The sequence below is a fragment of the Pseudomonas sp. HMWF032 genome, from assembly GCF_003060885.1.
In the GTDB taxonomy this organism is placed as follows: domain Bacteria; phylum Pseudomonadota; class Gammaproteobacteria; order Pseudomonadales; family Pseudomonadaceae; genus Aquipseudomonas.
In genome coordinates this window covers 1,313,759-1,331,602 of sequence record NZ_QAIG01000005.1, presented here as the reverse complement: position 1 = coordinate 1,331,602, position 17,844 = coordinate 1,313,759, and the positions used below count along the sequence as shown (strand labels likewise).

The following is a 17,844-nucleotide window of genomic DNA, read 5'->3' as shown; positions in this document are numbered from 1 at the left end:
CTGAATGGAGTGGCTGGCGCGAGGGTTTGCCTGGCTGGTACGGGCTGCACTGGGGCTGTGTGCCCTGATGCTGGTGCTGGCGGCAGTGTATGTCAGTCTGGGACGCGAACTGGTGCCTCTGGTGGCCGAGTATCGGCTGGAGGCTGAAGACAGGGCTCGTGAGGCGCTGGGCATGCCGGTGCAGATCGGTGCCCTGGAAGGCCTGTGGCAAGGTTTTGCACCGCTGCTGACTGCCCATGACATGGTGGTAGGTGAGGGCGCCGGAGCGTTGCAACTGGATCAGGTGCGTGTGGTGCCGGATGTGCTCGGCAGCCTGCTGGCGCGGCAGCTGCGTATCGCCCGGCTCGAGCTTGACGGGGTGCAGTTGGTGGTGCAGCAAGCCGAAGATGGCGGTTGGTCACTCAAAGGCATGCCGCAGCGCCCTGGCGCCGCACCGCTTGATCTGGCCGAGGTATTGAAACAGTCGCACGTGGTCAAGCGTCTGTCGCTGCTCAACAGTCAAGTCACTTTGCAGGCGTTGGGGCAGCCGGAACGGACCCTGACCTATGTAAATCTTACCCTGCGTAATGGCCTGGCGCGTCAGCGTCTGGATGGTCGATTGCTGCTGCCTGATGGGCAGCCGCTGGCGTTGCAAGTGCGCACCCGGTTGCGTGCTGAGCGCTGGCAAGATGCACAGGCCGATGTCTACCTGAGCCTGCCGCAGAGTGACTGGGCAGCCTGGTTGCCGGCCAATCTGCTGGCGCAGTGGCGACTCGAACAGCTGCGGTTGGGTGGCGAAGTCTGGTTAGCCTGGGCCAACGGAGGCGTACAGCGGGTGGTCAGTCGTCTGCATGCCCCGCAGATCAAAGCCGGATATGCCGATCGCGAATCGATAGTCCTGGACAACGTGGTTGTGAATGCCTATTTCAGCCGGGCTGAGCAGGGCTTCACGCTGCAACTCGATGACTTGGCCTTCAGCCGGAGCGACAAGCGCTGGGGCGAAGTCCGCCTGGCCCTGACTCAGCAAGCAGAAAGTGCAGAGTTGCAGGAGCAGTGGCTGCTCAGTGCTGATCGCCTCGACCTGGCACCGCTGCAGCCATTGGTGGCGGCCCTTGCCCCACTACCGGAAAACGCCTTGGCGGTGTTGGCGCAACTCAATCCGCATGGGGCTCTGCGTAACATCCAGCTTGATTACCGGCCACGCCTGACAGACAGCAAGCGCCTGCAGTTTGCTGCCAATCTGGAGCGTATCGGTTTTGCGGCATACCTGGGCTCGCCCGCGGTGGAAAATGTCAGCGGCAGTATCAGTGGCGATTTGGGGCAAGGTGAACTGCGCCTCGACAGTGATGACTTTTCCCTGCACCTGGACACGCTGTTTCCCCAGCCCTGGCGCTACAAGACGGCCAACGCCCGGCTGACCTGGCGGCTCGATGAGCAAGCCTTTACCCTGCGCAGCCCCTACTTACAGGTGGTCGGTGACGAGGGGCCGGTCGCTGGAGACTTCCTGATACGCCTGCGTCGCGATCCGGCCGGCGAGGATTACATGGATCTGCGTGTCGGTCTGCGCAATGGCGATGCCCGGTTTACTGAAAAGTATCTGCCCAGCCGCTCGCCGGGCATGAGTCACGATCTGGATGCCTGGCTGAAAGCCGCAATCCGTGGCGGTGCAGTCGATGAAGGCTACTTCCAGTACCAGGGCTCGCTGAATAAAGGGGCCGAGGCGGCTTCGCGCACTATCAGTCTGTTCTTTGCCGTGCATGATGCCGAGTTGGCCTTTCAGCCTGGCTGGCCAGCATTGCGTGAGGGGCGTGGGCGAGTGCTGATCGAAGACAGCGGCGTACGTGTTGAACTGGCCCAGGGCCGAATTCTCGATAGCCAGGTGCGCAATGCCCAGGCGGTGATTGCCACCGCATTGCCTGGCCAGTCGCCGCGTCTGTTGCTTGAGGCCGAATTGGATAGCAGCGTGGTTGATGCGTTGCAGATTCTGCAGCAAGCGCCCATCGGTACGGCGCCGACGTTTGCCGGCTGGCGTGGTGAAGGCGTGCTGGCCGGCAAGCTGAAGCTCGACCTGCCACTGCGCAAAGGCGCGCCTCCTGCTGTGGTGGTGGATTTTGCCACGGCCGATGCGCAACTCAGTCTGCCCAATCCGCCGCTGCAGTTCACTCAGTTGCAGGGTGCATTCCGTTACAACACCGCCAGTGGTCTCAGTGCGCCGGATATTCGCGCTCAGGTGCTGGGGCATGCGGTGCATGGCAAGGCCCTGGCCGAGGGCGCACGTGGCAAGGCGCGCAGCCGCTTTGAAGCCAGTGGGCAGATAGCGGTCAAGGAGTTGACCAACTGGTTGGGCGTGACTCAGCCCGTGCCGGTTGGCGGCAAGGTGCCGTATCGCCTTAATCTGATTCTGGACGGTGTCGACAGTCAGTTGCGCGTTACGTCCAGCCTTAAAGGTACCTCGATCGCGCTGCCTGCACCGCTCGGCAAGGACCGCGAAGAAGTGCGCACTGCAGCCTGGCAGATGAGCTTGGGCGGTCGTGAACAACGTTTCTGGCTGGATTATGCCGAGTTGCTCAGCCTGTCGTTCGCCGCAGAACCCGGCAAGCTCGGCCTGGGCCGTGGCGAGCTGCGTCTGGCCGATGGCCCGGCGAGTTTGCCCACCAGCCAGGGGCTGCGCGTGCGTGGTCGGGTGACCGAGCTGGATTGGTCTGCCTGGCAGCAGGCTTTGCAACCTTATGCTCAGGTGCCGAAGCAGGATGCCCAGCAATTGTTCAAGGATGCCCAGCTGCGTATCGGCAACTTCAGCGGCTTTGGCATCAACCTGGAGGCGCTGGAGGTCGGTGTGCGGCGGGAGGCGGCCAGCTGGGCGGTCAGTCTCGACAGTCCGCTCCTGAAAGGCACTGTCGGGTTGCCGGAGGACTCCGCTCAAGCCATCACGGTGCAGCTGGATTACCTGCGCTTTCCAGCTGCGGAGCCGAAAATCGCGGATGCGCCTGATGTAGAGAAGCCGGATCCTCTGGGCGGTTTCGATCCGGCAGGTTTTCCAGCGCTGGATGTGCGGGTGGCCCAGGTCTTCCAGGGTATCGAACCGTTGGGGGCTTGGTCATTCAAGGCGCGGCCGGTGACCGGTGGTGTGCACTTCAACGAGCTGGACCTCAATCTCAAGGGGTTGAATCTGGCTGGGCGTGCTACTTGGCTGAACACGGCCACTGGTGCGCGCAGTACCTACAACGGTCGCCTGGGTGGGGCTGATCTGGCCGATGTGCTGATTGCCTGGGGCTATGCGCCCACTGCCAGCAGCCGTGATTTTCACCTTGATGTCGATGGCAGCTGGCCAGGCTCACCGGCCTGGTTCGGCATCAAACGTTTCAGCGGTAGCCTGGATGCGTCCCTGCGCAAAGGCCAGTTCTCCGAAGTGGAGGGCCCCGCGTCGGCGCTGCGGGTTTTCGGCTTGCTCAACTTCAATTCGATCGGACGGCGCTTGCGCCTGGACTTTTCTGATCTACTCGGTAAAGGCCTGAGTTACGACCGGGTCAAGGGTGTACTGGATGCCCGTGATGGCGTGTTCGTCACCCGCGAGCCGATCACCCTTGAAGGGCCGTCGAGCAACCTGGAGCTCAAGGGGACGCTGGACATGGCCCATGACCGTATCGATGCCAAGTTGTTGGTGACGTTGCCGGTTACCAACAACCTGCCCTTGGCGGCGCTGATCGTCGGGGCGCCGGCCATTGGCGGTGCGCTGTTTGTTGCCGATAAGCTGCTGGGTGACCGCGTGGCGCGCTTTGCCAGTGTGCAGTACGACGTAACCGGCCCTTGGCAGAATCCCAACATCAGTTTCGACAAGCCCTTTGAAAAACCTCAGTAAGCCCTGCTGGCATGCGGCCAACCGTGCAGTCTGCCGGTGAGGCTTGTAAGCTGGTGATACCGTCCTGCTTTGAGAGACGACAGTCATGACCTTTGCGGTAATTCAGATGGTCAGTCAGGCCGATGTCCTTGCCAATCTGGCCCAGGCGCGGCAATTGCTGGAGCAGGCTGCTGCGCAGGGGGCGCGCCTGGCGGTGCTGCCGGAGAACTTCGCCGCCATGGGCCGGCGCGATCTGGCCAGCCTCGGGCAGGCCGAAGCGCAGGGCACGGGCCCGATTCTGCCGTGGCTGCGGCAGGCGGCACGGGACCTGGGTTTGTGGATCGTGGCGGGCACTTTGCCCTTGCCCCCGGATGACCAACCAGACGCTAAACCGCATGCCTGCTCCCTGCTGGTGGATGCGCAGGGGCAGCGTGTGGCGCGTTATGACAAGCTGCACCTGTTCGATGTGGATGTCAGCGACAGCCATGGCCGTTACCGCGAGTCGGATGACTATGCCTTTGGCAGGCAGGTGGTGGTAGCTGATACCCCGGTGGGGCGCATTGGTCTGAGCGTGTGCTATGACCTGCGGTTCCCGGAACTTTACAGCGCCCTGCGCGCGGCAGGTGCACAGCTGATCAGCGCGCCAGCAGCGTTCACGGCAGTGACTGGCGCAGCGCATTGGCAGGTGCTGACCCGCGCCCGTGCCATTGAAACGCAATGCTATGTACTGGCCGCCGGGCAGGGAGGCACGCATCCGGGCGGACGTCAGACCTTTGGTCATTCGGCGCTGGTCGATCCCTGGGGGCGCGTATTGGCTGAACTGCCCTACGGCCCAGGCGTGCTCGTGGCCGAGCGCGATGCCGACGAGCAGGCGGCGATCCGTCAGCGCATGCCGGTGGTGCGCCATAAACGATTTTTTGCAGCGGCCGAGTTGCGGCAGCCAGGTTTGGAGTAGTTATGAACAATATGTTGGTGTCCGTCAGTGAGCATCTGCTGGGTCCGGGTGGCCTGAGCATCGAGCATTTGCCAGGTGTGCTGGCCGAATTGGCCGGGCCGGGTATCGACGCGGCTGACCTGTATTTCCAGAGTCAGGTCTCGGAAACCTGGGCGCTGGAGGATGGCATCGTCAAGGAAGGCAGTTTCAACCTCGACCAGGGGGTCGGTGTGCGCGCTCAGTCTGGCGAGAAAACTGGGTTCGCCTACAGCAATGCGATTACCGCCGATGCCCTCAGTCAGGCGGCGCGCGCGGCACGCTCAATTGCCCGCGCTGGGCAAAATGGTCGCGTGCAAGCGTTCAGCAGTCCGTTGGTCAAGCCGCTGTATGCCCAGGACAACCCGCTGGATGTGCTCAGTCGCGCTGAGAAGGTCGAGCTGCTCAAACGCATCGATGTTGCCACTCGCGCCCTCGACCCGCGTATCAAGCAGGTGTCGGTCAGCCTGGCCGGGGTTTGGGATCGGATTCTCGTTGCCGCCAATGATGGCAGCCTGGGCGCGGACATTCGCCCGCTGGTGCGCTTCAACGTCAGTGTGATCGTCGAACAGAACGGCCGTCGTGAGCGCGGTGGCCATGGCGGCGGCGGGCGCACCGACTACCGTTATTTTCTGGAGCAGACCAGCAGCAACGAAGAGCGCGCCATGGGTTATGCCCGTGAGGCCCTGCGCCAGGCGTTGGTTAATCTGGAAGCGATTCCGGCGCCGGCCGGCAGCATGCCGGTGGTGATGGGGGCTGGGTGGTCCGGGGTGCTGCTGCACGAAGCCGTCGGTCATGGCCTGGAAGGCGATTTCAACCGCAAGGGCAGTTCGGCCTACAGCGGTCGAGTCGGTGAACAAGTGGCCTCCAGCCTGTGCACCATCGTCGACGACGGCACCCTGGCCGAGCGTCGCGGCTCGTTGAGCATGGATGACGAAGGCACTCAGACTCAGTGCACTACCCTGATCGAAAACGGCGTGCTCAAGGGCTACATGCAGGACAAACTGAATGCCCGCCTGATGGGCGTTGCTGCCACCGGCAATGGCCGGCGTGAATCTTATGCGCACCTGCCGATGCCGCGCATGACCAATACCTACATGCTGGCCGGCGAAAGCGATCCGGAAGAAATCATCCGCTCGGTGAAGAAGGGTATCTACTGCGCCAACCTGGGAGGTGGTCAGGTGGATATCACCAGTGGCAAGTTCGTGTTCTCCACCAGCGAGGCTTATCTGATCGAGGATGGCAAGATCACCGCGCCAGTCAAGGGCGCTACGTTGATCGGCAATGGTCCGGAAGCCATGAGCAAGGTGTCGATGGTCGGTAACGACCTGGCGCTGGACAGTGGTGTGGGCACGTGCGGCAAGGATGGTCAGTCGGTGCCAGTGGGGGTTGGCCAACCGACGCTGAAAATCGATGCGATCACCGTGGGTGGGACCGGTAGCTGAGGTGGATGGCTGAGCAGGCTGGAGCTGTTGGCTCCAGCCTGGCCGGAGCTAGCGCAGGCCGCGCTGGGTTTCGTCCAGCTCGCGGATGTACTTGAAGATTTTGCGTGAGGCGGCGGGTGCTTTGTTCTGGGCCAGTTCGTGTTGGGCCTGGCGGATCAGTTGGCGCAGGTGCTGGCGGTCGGCGTCGGCGTACTCGCCGACGAAGGCTTCCAGGGTGTCGTCGTTACCGTTGATCAAACGGTCGCGCCAACGCTCCAGGTTGTGAAAGCGCTCGTTGTACTGGCGGGTCGAGGCATCAAGCTGGTCGAGCAGGGTCAGGATGGCTTCAATGTCCTGATCGCGCATCAGGCGGCCGATAAATTGCACGTGGCGCTTTTTCGCCGCGTTGGCGGTGTGCTTGGGCGCTTCGGCAAGCGCGCGGCGCAGCTCGTCGGTCAGCGGCAGCTTGTTCAGCAGGTCGAGTTTCAGGGTAGTCAGGCGTTGCCCCAGATCCTGCAATGCATGCAGCTCGCGTTTGATCTGGGTTTTGCTCTTCTCGCCGGAGAAGTCGTCAAGGTATTCAGACATGGTGGCGGTCCAGTGGAAAACGCCGACATGATAGCAGCAAGTTTCCAGCTGTAAGCGGATGGCCTGTGAGGCGGCGCTGTACGGCTTATCGTTCAGGAGTGTTTATGAGTGCAGTAGAAAGCGTCGGACCCCAGGCGGTGCCGCAGTTACAGGCGCAGGTGGAACAGATTATTGCCGAAGCCAAAAAACAGGGCGCGAGTGCCTGCGAGGTGGCCGTATCGGTGGAGCAGGGCTTGTCCACCACGGTGCGTCAGGGTGAGGTGGAAACAGTTGAGTTCAACCGCGATCAGGGCTTCGGCATCACCCTGTATGTGGGACAGCGCAAAGGCTCGGCCAGCACCTCGGCGAGCGGTGAAGCGGCGATTCGCGAAACAGTCGCGGCGGCACTGGCAATTGCCAAGCATGCCTCCGAAGATGAATGCGCCGGTTTGGCTGATGCGGGTCTGATGGCTCGCGAGCTGCCGCAGCTGGATTTGTACCACGCCTGGTCGATCACTCCCGAGCAAGCCATTGAACAGGCGCTCAGTTGTGAGGCCGCCGCGTTTGCGGCAGATGGCCGGATCAAGAATGCCGACGGTACCACCCTCAACACTCATCAGGGTTGCCGGGTGTATGGCAACAGCCATGGCTTTGTCAGTGGTTATGCCAGCACGCGGCACAGCTTGAGTTGCGTGATGATTGCTGAAGATGGCGGGCAGATGCAGCGTGACTACTGGTATGACGTCAATCGCCAGGGCGAGTTGTTGGCGGAGGCCGGCAGCATTGGTCGCCGCGCTGCAGAGCGTGCAGTCAGCCGTTTGGGCGCGCGCCCGGTGCCGACCTGCGAAGTGCCGGTGCTGTTCGCGGCCGAATTGGCTAGCGGGTTGTTTGGCAGCTTTCTTGCGGCGATTTCCGGCGGCAATCTGTACCGAAAATCATCGTTCCTTGAAGGTACGTTGGGTCAGCAGCTGTTTCCAAGCTGGCTGAAACTCGATGAGCGTCCACATATTCCGCGGGCACTCGGCAGTGCGGCCTTTGATGGCGACGGCCTGGCGACGTACGCCAAGTCCTTCGTCGAGCGTGGCGAGTTGCTTTCCTATGTGTTGGGCACTTATTCCGGGCGCAAGCTCGGCATGCCCAGTACGGCCAACGCCGGTGGCGTGCATAATCTGTTCGTCAGCCATGGCGATGAAGACCAAAAGGCCTTGCTCAAGCGCATGGGGCGCGGCCTGCTGGTTACCGAGTTGATGGGGCAGGGGCTGAATATGGTCACGGGCGATTATTCGCGCGGTGCGGGTGGTTACTGGGTGGAGAACGGTGAGATTCAGTTCCCGGTGCAGGAAGTCACCATCGCCGGCAATATGCGCGACATGTTCAGGCAGATTGTGGCCGTGGGAAATGACCTGGAACTGCGCAGCAATATCCGCACCGGCTCGGTGCTGATTGAGCGCATGACGGTGGCGGGTAGTTGAGTCCAGTGGCGTGAAAAAGGGGCTGTCGCTTAGGCGTTCAGCCCCTTTTTATTGCCTGCCATCCATAGTAGGCAAGCCTGCGGGCCGTCGCTTTGCGCTGTTAAAAATGTCTCCCGAACATTTTTATTGGCTGCGGTCTTACTCGCCTTCGTCGAAGTAGTTGTTGATCAGCTCGCTCAGGGCTTGCAGGGCGTCGGTATCCTGCTCGCCTTCGGTATACAGGTGCACAGCTGTGCCTTTGCCAGCGGCAAGCATCATTACGGCCATGATGCTCTTGCCGTCGACCAGGCTCTCCGGCGTGCGGCCCACTCTGACCTGGCACGGAAAACGCCCGGCGACGCCAACAAATTTGGCTGCCGCGCGGGCATGCAGGCCAAGCTTGTTGATAATGGTGATTTCGCAGGCAGGCATCGCGGCAATTCCTTAGCTGAGGTCGCGGTGGCGAATCTGAACATTTTTCAGGATGGGTTTGATGGTCTCGCCCAGGCGGTTCGCCAGGTACACCGAGCGGTGATGGCCACCGGTACAGCCAATCGCTACGGTGACATAGGCGCGGTTGCTGGCGGCAAAGCGCGGCAGCCATTTGGTCAGGTAAGCGAGGATGTCCTGGTACATGTCTTCGACGTCGGCCTGGGCCGAGAGATAGTCGACTACCGGCTGGTCGAGGCCGGAGAAATCGCGTAGATCAGGCTTCCAGTAGGGGTTGGGCAGGCAGCGCACATCGAATACCAGGTCAGCATCTACCGGCATGCCACGCTTGAAACCGAATGACTCAACCAGGAATGCAGTGCCCGGTTCGGGCTGGTTGAGCAGGCGCAGCTTGAGGCTGTCTCGCAGCTGATACAGGTTGAGGTGAGTGGTGTCGATCTTGAGGTCTGCCAGGTCGATAATGGGCCCGAGCAGCAGGCTTTCATCGGCAATGGCTTCAGCGAGCGAGCGATTCTGGTTGGTCAGCGGATGGCGCCGGCGCGTTTCCGAGAAGCGCTTGAGTAGGGTTTCTTCGTCGGCATCCAGGTAGATCACATCGCATTTGATATGCCGTGCGCGAACTTCTTCAAGCAGCTCAGGGAAACGCTTGAGATGGCTTGGCAGGTTGCGCGCATCAATCGACACCGCCACCTGCGGATGCAGCAGCTCGGTGTGCAGCAGGGCGCGCTCGGCCAGTTCAGGCAACAGGCCTGCGGGGAGATTGTCGATGCAGTAGAAGCCGTTGTCCTCAAGTACATCGAGGGCGGTGCTCTTCCCGGAGCCGGAGCGACCGCTAACGATGATCAGGCGCATGCTCAGGCTCGGTTGAGTTGGCTTTGTACGTCCACGACCACCTGATACAGGGCTTCGCTGCTTTCGGCTTGGCGCAGGCTGGCACGTACATCGCTGCGATCGAGCATGCTGGCGATCTGCCGAAGCAGCTCCAGGTGAGCATCGGTTGCTGCTTCGGGCACTAGCAGGACAAACAGCAGGTCCACTGGCGCACCGTCGATGGCGTCGAAGTCTACGGCAGCGTCCAGGCGCAGCAAGGCGCTGATCGGCGCGGTGCAACCGGGCAGGCGGCAGTGCGGAATGGCGATGCCATTACCGAAACCGGTCGAGCCGAGTTTTTCTCGGGCAATCAGGCTTTCGAAGATATCTTGTCCATCCAGGTCAGGCAGCTCGCGCGCTACCAGGTTGGCAATCTGTTCGAGGACACGTTTTTTGCTGCCGCCCGGCACGTTCACCAGGGAACGGCCGGGGGTCAGGATAGTTTCAAGTCGGATCATAGGAGATAGACGATGTCAGCGGGCCATTGCACCCTGTTGACGTTCGAGCTGTTTTTCCTTGTGTTTGATGAGTTGTCGGTCGAGTTTGTCAGTCAGTAGATCGATGGCCGCGTACATATCGTCATGCTCGGCATTGGCGACGACTTCGCCACCGGCAACGTGCAAGGTCGCTTCGATTTTCTGTTTGAGTTTCTCGACCTCCATGATGACTTGCACATTGGTAATCTTGTCGAAGTGGCGCTCCAATCGGCCGAGTTTTTCGGCGATGTAGTCGCGCAGGGCGTCGGTCACATCCAGCTGATGTCCACTGATGTTGACTTGCATACCGCTTTCTCCTTGTTGCCGTGTGTAAGAGACAGGCAAAGGGCCTGCCGCCGGAACACTGTGGCGCGGAAGACGCTGACAGAGCTAGCCAGGCACATGCGCTGATTGCTAATAGGCAGTATGGCTGCTTTTGCAAAAAAGGCGTGGCCTGGGGTGTTTGGTCAGTGCTATCTGTCTTCCTTCTTTGTGCCGCCTTAGATCAATCGTTTGCGCTCACTGGAAGGCGCTATTCCGAGGGATTCACGGTACTTGGCGACCGTGCGGCGGGCTACTTGAATGCCCTGTGCCTCCAGTAAACCAGCGATCTTGCTGTCACTCAACGGCTTTTTCGCATTTTCCGCCGCGACCAGTTTTTTGATGATCGCGCGGATCGCAGTGGATGAGCATTCTCCACCTTCGGAGGTGCTGACGTGGCTGGAGAAGAAATACTTCAGTTCGTAAATGCCGCGTGGGGTGTGCATGAATTTTTGCGTGGTCACCCTTGAAATGGTCGATTCGTGCATGCCGACGGCTTCGGCAATATCATGCAGTACGAGCGGTTTCATCGCTTCGTCGCCGTAGTCGAGGAAGCCGCGTTGGTGTTCGACGATCTGCGTGGCGACTTTCATCAGGGTTTCGTTGCGGCTTTGCAGGCTCTTGATGAACCAGCGTGCTTCTTGCAGCTGGTTGCGCATAAAGGTGTTGTCGGCGCTGGAGTCAGCACGCTTGACGAAGCCGGCGTACTGCGCGTTGACCCGCAGGCGCGGCATGGCTTCCTGGTTCAGCTCTACCAGCCAGCGCTCGTTGTGCTTGCGCACGATTACATCGGGGACTACGTACTCGGGCTCGCTGGACTCGATCTGCGAGCCTGGGCGCGGGTTGAGGCTCTGGATCAGCTCGATAACCTGACGCAGCTCGTCTTCCTTGAGCTTCATGCGGCGCATCAGTTGGCTGTAGTCGCGGCTACCAAGCAGATCGAGGTAATCACTGGCCAGGCGCTGGGCTTCGCTCAGCCATGGGGTTTGGGCTGGTAATTGACGCAGTTGCAGGAGCAGGCATTCACCCAGGTTGCGCGCGGCAATACCGGCAGGCTCGAACTGCTGGATACGGTGCAGCACGGCCTCAACTTCGTCGAGCTCGATATCCAGTTCCGGATCGAAAGCATCGACCACTTCTTCCAGGCTTTCTTCGAGGTAGCCCTGATCATTGATGCAGTCGATCAGGGTGACGCCGATCAGGCGGTCCTTGTCTGACATCGGCACTAGATTGAGTTGCCAGAGCAAGTGGCTTTGCAGGCTTTCACCACTGGAGGTGCGGGTGGTGAAATCCCACTCGTCGTCATCACTGGCGCTGCTGGGCAGGCTGCTGGCGCTGGTCTGGTAGATGTCTTCCCAGGCAGTGTCTACGGGCAGCTCATTGGGGATGCGTTCGCCCCAATCGCCTTCTTCCAGGTTGTCCACCGTCTGTGTGGTTTCCTGAAAGCTGGTTTCCTGGTAGGGGGTGTCCTGCTGTTCACTGGAGCTGGCGCTCTCTGCGCCATCGGCCATGGGGTCCGAATTGTCGAAATCATCGCCGTCTTCCTGGCGTTCGAGCATCGGGTTGGACTCCAGGGCTTCCTGAATCTCTTGTTGCAGATCCAAGGTCGACAGTTGGAGTAGGCGGATGGCCTGTTGCAGCTGCGGTGTCATCGTCAGCTGCTGGCCCATCTTCAGGACTAGCGATGGTTTCATTGCAGACCTTATTTACCGGCGTCTGTGCGCAATCCACTACAGGGCGTTGTTAAAATCGCCACTAGGAAGCAAATTATATGCCTGACTTTTGGGGTTTTGCCTAGTCTTGGCTGCCGCAGGCCCGAGAAAAGCTGTGGTTACAGCTTGAACTCATGGCCTAGGTACACTTCTTTTACTGTCTGGTTGGCCAGGATTGCCTCTGCATCCCCTTCGGCGATCAGTTGACCGTCGTTGACGATATAGGCGGTTTCACAGATATCCAGTGTCTCACGCACGTTGTGGTCGGTGATCAGTACGCCGATGCCTTTGGCCTTGAGGTGGTGGATGATCTGTTTGATATCACCCACGGAAATCGGGTCGACCCCGGCGAAGGGTTCGTCAAGCAGGATGAATTTTGGGTTGGTGGCTAGGGCGCGAGCGATTTCCACCCGGCGGCGCTCTCCCCCAGACAAACTCATGCCCAGGTTGTCGCGAATGTGGGTGATGTGGAACTCCTGCAATAGCCCCTCGAGCGCTTGTTGGCGCGCGCTGCTGTTGAGATCCTTGCGGGTTTCCAGGATGGCCATGATGTTGTCGGCCACGCTGAGTTTACGAAAGATCGAGGCTTCTTGGGGAAGGTAGCCAATTCCGGCGCGGGCGCGGCCATGCATGGGCTGATGGCTGACGTCGAGATCGTCGATCATCACGCGGCCCTGATCGGCCTGGACCAAACCGACGATCATGTAGAAACAGGTGGTCTTGCCGGCCCCATTGGGGCCAAGCAGGCCGACGATCTGCCCGCTGTCGATGTTCAGGCTGACGTCGCGCACGACCTGGCGGCCTTTGTAACTCTTGGCCAGGTGTTGGGCTTTCAATGTGGCCATTATTACTGCGCCTGTTGGTCGGCTGGTTTGTTCTTCGGCTGGATCACCATGTCGATGCGCGGACGTGGCGCAGTCACATTGGTGCCTGTGGCGCGGCCGGCGTTAACGATCTGGCGCTGGGTGTCATAGACGATTTTCTCGCCTTCGAAGGTGTTGCCTTCCTGAATCACCTTGGCTTGGTCGATCAGTACCACGCGCTCGTTGGCCATGAAGTACTGGATAGTCAGGCCGTAGGCCTTGACGATCTGCTTGTCGGCTGACGGCAGTTGTTCGTAATAGGCGGGCTGGCCGACGGAGGTAAATACCTCAACATCGCCTTGGGCATTCTGAGTAATGGTCACGGTGTCGCCGGTAACCTTCATGGTGCCTTGGGTGATGACTACGTCGCCGCGATAGACGGCCACGCCTTGTTTGTCATCGAGCTCGGCGCTGTCAGCCTGAATGCGAATCGGCTGTTCGCGGTCGGATGGCAAGGCCCAGGCGCTGGCGCTTCCAAGTGCCGCACTGAGGCTAAGTAGTAGGGGGAGGGTGTTAACGAGCCTCATGCTGACCTCTTACGTTGGACAGCAGGAGCATCCTGCCGTCATTCATGTACGCTTTCATTCCTTGTGCCGTGGTCACCCCATTGGCCGTGTCGATTCTAACGGCTTGCTGGGTCTGCGCATATTCCTTCTCGGGGAATACGGTCAGACGGCTGGTGGTGAGAATGGTCGGGCGACCTTTGGCGTCGGTGCGCTCGACACGCACCTTGTCGATCAGTTCGACCTCGACTCCGCCTGGTGAGACTTCGCCGCGTTCACTGCTGATTTTCCAGGGAAGTTCGCTGCCGCGAAACAGATTCATGTTCGGGGTTGTCATCAGGGTGATGTCACTGGCCTTGATATGCTCGACCTTGTCGGCTGTCAGTTCGTAGTGCAGTTTGCCGTCGGCCTGGTACTGCACGGTATAGGTATTGTTGGCGTAGAAGTCGATGGCATTGTCGGTCGCCGTTGTTTGTGTCTGCTGGTTGAAACTATCTGGGTTGAGATTCCAGTAGCCGAGGGCTGCTACCAGCAGGGCTGCGCAGGCGAACAGCAGAACATTGAGCGATTTACGGGGCATGGTTGGCCTATAGATAAGCGGCTTGAGCGGCTTCAAGGGTGCCTTGGGCGCGCATGATCAGTTCGCAGAACTCGCGTGCGGCCCCTTCACCGCCGCGGGCTTGGGTGATGCCATGGGCGTGTTGGCGGACAAAACCATTAGCGCTGGCAACGGCCATTCCCAGGCCGACACGGCGCATAACGGGGAGATCCGGCAGGTCGTCACCCAGGTAGGCGACCTGGTCATAGGTCAGGTCCAGTTCGCTGAGCAGTTCATCCAGCACCACCAGTTTGTCTTCGCGGCCCTGGTAAAGGTGTTGAATCCCGAGGTTTTGTGCGCGGCGCTCAACCACAGGGGTCTTGCGACCGCTGATGATGGCGGTGCGGACGCCGGAGTTGATCAGCATCTTGATGCCGTGGCCGTCGAGGGTGTTGAAAGTCTTGAATTCGCTGCCGTCCACCAGGAAGTACAGTTTGCCGTCAGTCAGTACGCCGTCGACATCAAAGACTGCCAGTTTGATCGTCTGGGCGCGCTGCGTCAGTTCGGTATTTATCACGTCAGTGCTCATTACATCACTCCAGCGCGTAGCAAATCGTGCATGTTGAGCGCGCCAATTGGCTGATCCTGCTCATCCACCACGACCAGGGCGTTGATTTTGTGGTCTTCCATGATTTTCAGGGCTTCTGCTGCCAGCATGTGCGCCCGAGCAGTCTTGCCGTGACGGGTCATGACCTCGTCAATGGTCGCCTGGCGTACATCAATGCTGCGATCCAGGGTGCGGCGTAGATCGCCGTCGGTGAAAACGCCTGCCAGGCGGCCATCAGCCTCGGTTACTACGGTCATGCCCAGGCCTTTCTGGGTCATTTCCAATAGTGCGTCACGCAGTGAGGTGCCACGGCTAACCTGGGGCAGGTTGTTGCCGGTGTGCATCACGTTTTCTACCTTGAGCAGTAGGCGGCGGCCCAGGGCGCCACCTGGGTGGGAGAATGCGAAATCTTCGGCAGTGAAGCCGCGCGCCTCCAGAAGGGCGATGGCCAATGCGTCGCCAAGAACCAGCGAGGCTGTTGTGGAGGACGTCGGGGCCAGATTCAGTGGGCAGGCTTCCTGAGTGACGCGGGCGTCCAGATTGACTTCGGCAGCCTTGGCCAAAGGGGAGTCGGGATTGCCTGTCATGCTGATCAGGGTGATGCCCAGGCGTTTGATCAGTGGCAGCAGGGTGACGATTTCGGCTGTGGAGCCGGAGTTGGAGAGGGCCAGTACCACGTCGTCGCGGGTAATCATACCCATGTCGCCGTGGCTCGCCTCGGCGGGATGTACGAAAAAAGCCGTGGTGCCTGTGCTGGCCAGGGTGGCTGCAATCTTGTTGCCCACATGACCGGACTTACCCATCCCGACCACGACTACGCGGCCCTTGCTGCCAAGAATCAGTTGGCAGGCGCGTACGAAGTCACCGTTGATGCGCTGCAGCAGGTCCTGTATCGCCTCAATTTCCAAGCGGATAGTGCGCTGCGCGGACTGAATCAGTTCGGTTGGCTGGCTCATTGAATCTCTGGGGCTGGGAGTAAAGCTGCCGATTATAACGGTAAAGGGGCGTCTGCCCAGTCTTTACCGTTGCAGGGCTGTGAGGCGCTTATCTTCCGCAACAAGTTCAATCTTGGGTGGCGTTGACCCTGGTGGTATAGTTCGCGCCCCATTTTCGGTACGTTCGACGATCAGTAGTGTCCTTTGTTCAGGGCGGTACGTCAGTCAGGCACGCGTTGAGCAAGGAGTCCAGATGAGCGCCGAGAGTCCGTACGCAGTTGAGCTGAAGCGTGTGAGCTTCAAGCGCGGCGAGCGGGATATTTTCAAAAGTGTCGATATTCAGATCCCGCGCGGCAAAGTGACCGGCATTATGGGGCCGTCTGGCTGCGGCAAGACCACCTTGTTGCGCCTGATCGCTGCTGAGCTCAAGCCCAGTGAGGGCGAGGTCTGGGTCAATGGTGTGAATTTACCGGGCTTGTCGCGTAGCGAGCTGTTTGACATGCGCAAGCAGATGGGTGTGCTGTTTCAGAGTGGTGCGCTGTTTACTGATCTGGATGTCTTCGAGAACGTCGCCTTTCCGCTGCGGGTGCATACCCAGCTGCCGGAAGAGATGATTCGCGACATCGTGCTGATGAAATTGCAGGCGGTGGGTCTGCGTGGTGCGCTGGACTTGATGCCTGACGAGCTGTCGGGTGGCATGAAGCGTCGTGTGGCGCTGGCACGGGCTATTGCTCTTGATCCGCAAATACTCATGTATGACGAACCGTTCGTCGGCCAGGACCCGATTGCCATGGGCGTGTTGGTGCGTCTTATTCGCCTGCTCAATGATGCACTGGGCATCACCAGTATCGTGGTGTCCCATGATCTGGCAGAAACCGCCAGCATCGCTGACTACATCTATGTAGTGGGGGATACCCAGGTGTTGGGGCAGGGCACGCCGGCTGAACTGATGGCTTCGGATAACCCGCGCGTGCGCCAGTTCATGCAAGGCACGCCAGATGGGCCGGTGCCCTTTCATTTTCCTGCGGCCAATTACCGCGACGACCTGCTGGGGGGGCGCTGATGCGCAAGACGTCTGTGCTCGAGCGGGTGCGCCTGTTCGGTCGCGCTGGTATCGACGTGGTCGCTACATTGGGCCGCTCGGGGATTTTCCTGCTGCGCGCCTTGCTGGGGCGTGGTGCTACGGGCAACAGTTTTCAGTTGCTGATCAAACAGCTGTATTCGGTTGGGGTGATGTCCCTGGCCATTATTGTCGTATCGGGCATCTTTATCGGCATGGTGCTGTCGCTGCAGGGGTTCAGCATTTTGGCCAAGTATGGTTCTGAGCAGGCGGTGGGGCAGATGGTTGCCTTGACGTTGCTGCGTGAGCTGGGGCCGGTGGTGACCGCATTGCTGTTCGCTGGTCGTGCCGGCTCGGCGCTGACAGCGGAAATTGGCAACATGAAATCCACCGAGCAGTTGTCCAGTCTGGCGATGATCGGCGTGGATCCGCTCAAATACATTGTCGCTCCGCGTCTGTGGGCGGGGTTTATCTCAATGCCGCTGCTGGCGATGATCTTCAGCGTGGTCGGCATCTGGGGTGGGGCAATGGTCGCCGTCGACTGGCTCGGGGTCTATGAGGGCTCGTTCTGGGCCAATATGCAGAGCAGTGTTTCGTTTCGTGAAGATGTGCTCAATGGTGTGATCAAGAGCATGGTTTTCGCGTTTGTCGTGACCTGGATCGCCGTGTTCCAAGGGTATGACTGTGAGCCGACTTCGGAAGGGATTAGTCGTGCCACCACCAAGACGGTGGTGTACGCCTCGCTCGCCGTATTGGGGCTGGACTTCATTCTGACCGCTTTGATGTTTGGAGATTTTTGATGCAGAACCGCGCGCTGGAAGTGGGTGTCGGCTTGTTCCTGTTGGCCGGGTTGTTGGCCTTGTTGCTACTGGCCTTGCGCGTCAGCGGCCTGGCGGTGGGCAGCAGCGATAATACGTATAAGGTCTATGCGCACTTTGACAACATTGCCGGTCTGACTGTGAGGTCCAAGGTGACCATGGCGGGCGTCACGATTGGCAAGGTTACGGCCATTGATCTGGACCGTAACAGCTACATGGGGCGCGTCACCATGCAGTTGGATGATGCGGTGGACAATCTGCCGGCAGATTCCACCGCCTCGATTCTCACCGCCGGTCTGCTGGGTGAGAAATACATCGGAATTAGTGTGGGTGGTGAAGAGGAGGTGCTGCGTGAAGGCAGCACCATCCACGACACGCAGTCATCGCTGGTGCTGGAAGACCTGATTGGCAAGTTCCTGCTCAATTCGGTCAATAAAGACCAGGCCAACAAGTAAGAGGTAT

The 17,844-nt window shown here is 60.0% G+C and carries 18 protein-coding genes; 7 read left to right on the top strand and 11 right to left on the bottom strand.

Going from position 1 to position 17,844, the window contains the following annotated elements:
* The first annotated feature begins 4 nt into the window (after positions 1-4).
* The 3 genes from DBR00_RS08905 to tldD all read left to right on the top strand — a co-directional run bounded on the left by DBR00_RS08905 (position 5) and on the right by tldD (position 6,232).
* Positions 5-3,838, top strand: a complete 3,834-nt coding sequence (locus tag DBR00_RS08905; protein ID WP_108489396.1) for a YhdP family protein — start codon at positions 5-7, stop codon at positions 3,836-3,838.
* A gap of 85 nt (positions 3,839-3,923) precedes the next feature.
* A complete protein-coding gene (locus DBR00_RS08900; protein ID WP_108489397.1) occupies positions 3,924-4,772 on the top strand; it encodes a carbon-nitrogen hydrolase family protein in 849 nt (282 codons plus the stop codon).
* A 2-nt stretch (positions 4,773-4,774) separates the two neighbouring features.
* Positions 4,775-6,232: a metalloprotease TldD gene (tldD, locus tag DBR00_RS08895; RefSeq protein ID WP_108489398.1), complete on the top strand. Its 1,458-nt coding sequence runs from the start codon at positions 4,775-4,777 to the stop codon at positions 6,230-6,232.
* A gap of 48 nt (positions 6,233-6,280) precedes the next feature.
* Here the strand turns inward: tldD and yjgA are convergent, their stop codons facing one another.
* Positions 6,281-6,799 (bottom strand): ribosome biogenesis factor YjgA, encoded by a 519-nt coding sequence (gene yjgA, locus DBR00_RS08890; protein ID WP_108488224.1) that lies wholly within the window; start codon positions 6,797-6,799, stop codon positions 6,281-6,283.
* A gap of 104 nt (positions 6,800-6,903) precedes the next feature.
* On the opposite strand from yjgA, the gene pmbA reads away from it, so the two are divergent.
* On the top strand, positions 6,904-8,250 hold the full coding sequence (gene pmbA, locus DBR00_RS08885) for a metalloprotease PmbA (protein ID WP_108488225.1): 1,347 nt from the start codon (positions 6,904-6,906) through the stop codon (positions 8,248-8,250).
* Between the two features lie 138 nt (positions 8,251-8,388).
* Here pmbA and DBR00_RS08880 read toward each other — a convergent pair whose 3' ends face one another.
* From DBR00_RS08880 to DBR00_RS08835, 10 genes are all read right to left on the bottom strand, one after another.
* The gene (locus DBR00_RS08880) at positions 8,389-8,661 is read right to left on the bottom strand and encodes an HPr family phosphocarrier protein (RefSeq protein ID WP_108488226.1); all 273 of its coding nucleotides are present in this window, start codon (positions 8,659-8,661) and stop codon (positions 8,389-8,391) included.
* Between the two features lie 12 nt (positions 8,662-8,673).
* Positions 8,674-9,531, bottom strand: a complete 858-nt coding sequence (rapZ, locus tag DBR00_RS08875; protein ID WP_108488227.1) for an RNase adapter RapZ — start codon at positions 9,529-9,531, stop codon at positions 8,674-8,676.
* Between the two features lie 2 nt (positions 9,532-9,533).
* On the bottom strand, positions 9,534-10,007 hold the full coding sequence (ptsN, locus tag DBR00_RS08870) for a PTS IIA-like nitrogen regulatory protein PtsN (RefSeq protein WP_108488228.1): 474 nt from the start codon (positions 10,005-10,007) through the stop codon (positions 9,534-9,536).
* A gap of 15 nt (positions 10,008-10,022) precedes the next feature.
* A complete protein-coding gene (hpf, locus tag DBR00_RS08865) occupies positions 10,023-10,331 on the bottom strand; it encodes a ribosome hibernation-promoting factor, HPF/YfiA family (protein WP_108488229.1) in 309 nt (102 codons plus the stop codon).
* 194 nt (positions 10,332-10,525) lie between these two features.
* Positions 10,526-12,040, bottom strand: a complete 1,515-nt coding sequence (locus DBR00_RS08860; RefSeq protein WP_108488230.1) for an RNA polymerase factor sigma-54 — start codon at positions 12,038-12,040, stop codon at positions 10,526-10,528.
* 137 nt (positions 12,041-12,177) lie between these two features.
* Positions 12,178-12,903 (bottom strand): LPS export ABC transporter ATP-binding protein, encoded by a 726-nt coding sequence (gene lptB / locus DBR00_RS08855; protein ID WP_108488231.1) that lies wholly within the window; start codon positions 12,901-12,903, stop codon positions 12,178-12,180.
* 2 nt (positions 12,904-12,905) lie between these two features.
* Positions 12,906-13,448: a lipopolysaccharide transport periplasmic protein LptA gene (gene lptA, locus DBR00_RS08850; RefSeq protein WP_108488232.1), complete on the bottom strand. Its 543-nt coding sequence runs from the start codon at positions 13,446-13,448 to the stop codon at positions 12,906-12,908.
* Complete coding sequence (lptC, locus tag DBR00_RS08845) at positions 13,435-14,004, bottom strand: LPS export ABC transporter periplasmic protein LptC (protein ID WP_108488233.1); 570 nt, start codon at positions 14,002-14,004, stop codon at positions 13,435-13,437. The genes lptA and lptC overlap by 14 nt, the downstream gene beginning before the upstream one ends.
* A gap of 7 nt (positions 14,005-14,011) precedes the next feature.
* The gene (gene kdsC / locus DBR00_RS08840) at positions 14,012-14,551 is read right to left on the bottom strand and encodes a 3-deoxy-manno-octulosonate-8-phosphatase KdsC (protein ID WP_108488234.1); all 540 of its coding nucleotides are present in this window, start codon (positions 14,549-14,551) and stop codon (positions 14,012-14,014) included.
* On the bottom strand, positions 14,551-15,525 hold the full coding sequence (locus DBR00_RS08835; RefSeq protein ID WP_108488235.1) for a KpsF/GutQ family sugar-phosphate isomerase: 975 nt from the start codon (positions 15,523-15,525) through the stop codon (positions 14,551-14,553). The genes kdsC and DBR00_RS08835 overlap by 1 nt, the downstream gene beginning before the upstream one ends.
* A gap of 232 nt (positions 15,526-15,757) precedes the next feature.
* Here DBR00_RS08835 and DBR00_RS08830 point away from each other — a divergent pair, with 232 nt between their 5' ends.
* From DBR00_RS08830 to mlaD, 3 genes are read left to right on the top strand one after another with little or no spacing between them, the layout of a single operon-like run.
* Positions 15,758-16,567, top strand: a complete 810-nt coding sequence (locus tag DBR00_RS08830; RefSeq protein WP_108488236.1) for an ATP-binding cassette domain-containing protein — start codon at positions 15,758-15,760, stop codon at positions 16,565-16,567.
* A complete protein-coding gene (mlaE, locus tag DBR00_RS08825) occupies positions 16,567-17,364 on the top strand; it encodes a lipid asymmetry maintenance ABC transporter permease subunit MlaE (protein ID WP_108488237.1) in 798 nt (265 codons plus the stop codon). The genes DBR00_RS08830 and mlaE overlap by 1 nt, the downstream gene beginning before the upstream one ends.
* Positions 17,364-17,837 carry an outer membrane lipid asymmetry maintenance protein MlaD gene (mlaD, locus tag DBR00_RS08820; RefSeq protein WP_108488238.1) on the top strand — a complete coding sequence of 158 codons (474 nt, stop codon included), beginning with the start codon at positions 17,364-17,366 and terminating at the stop codon, positions 17,835-17,837. Before mlaE ends, mlaD begins: the two co-directional genes overlap by 1 nt.
* The last annotated feature ends 7 nt before the right edge of the window (positions 17,838-17,844 follow it).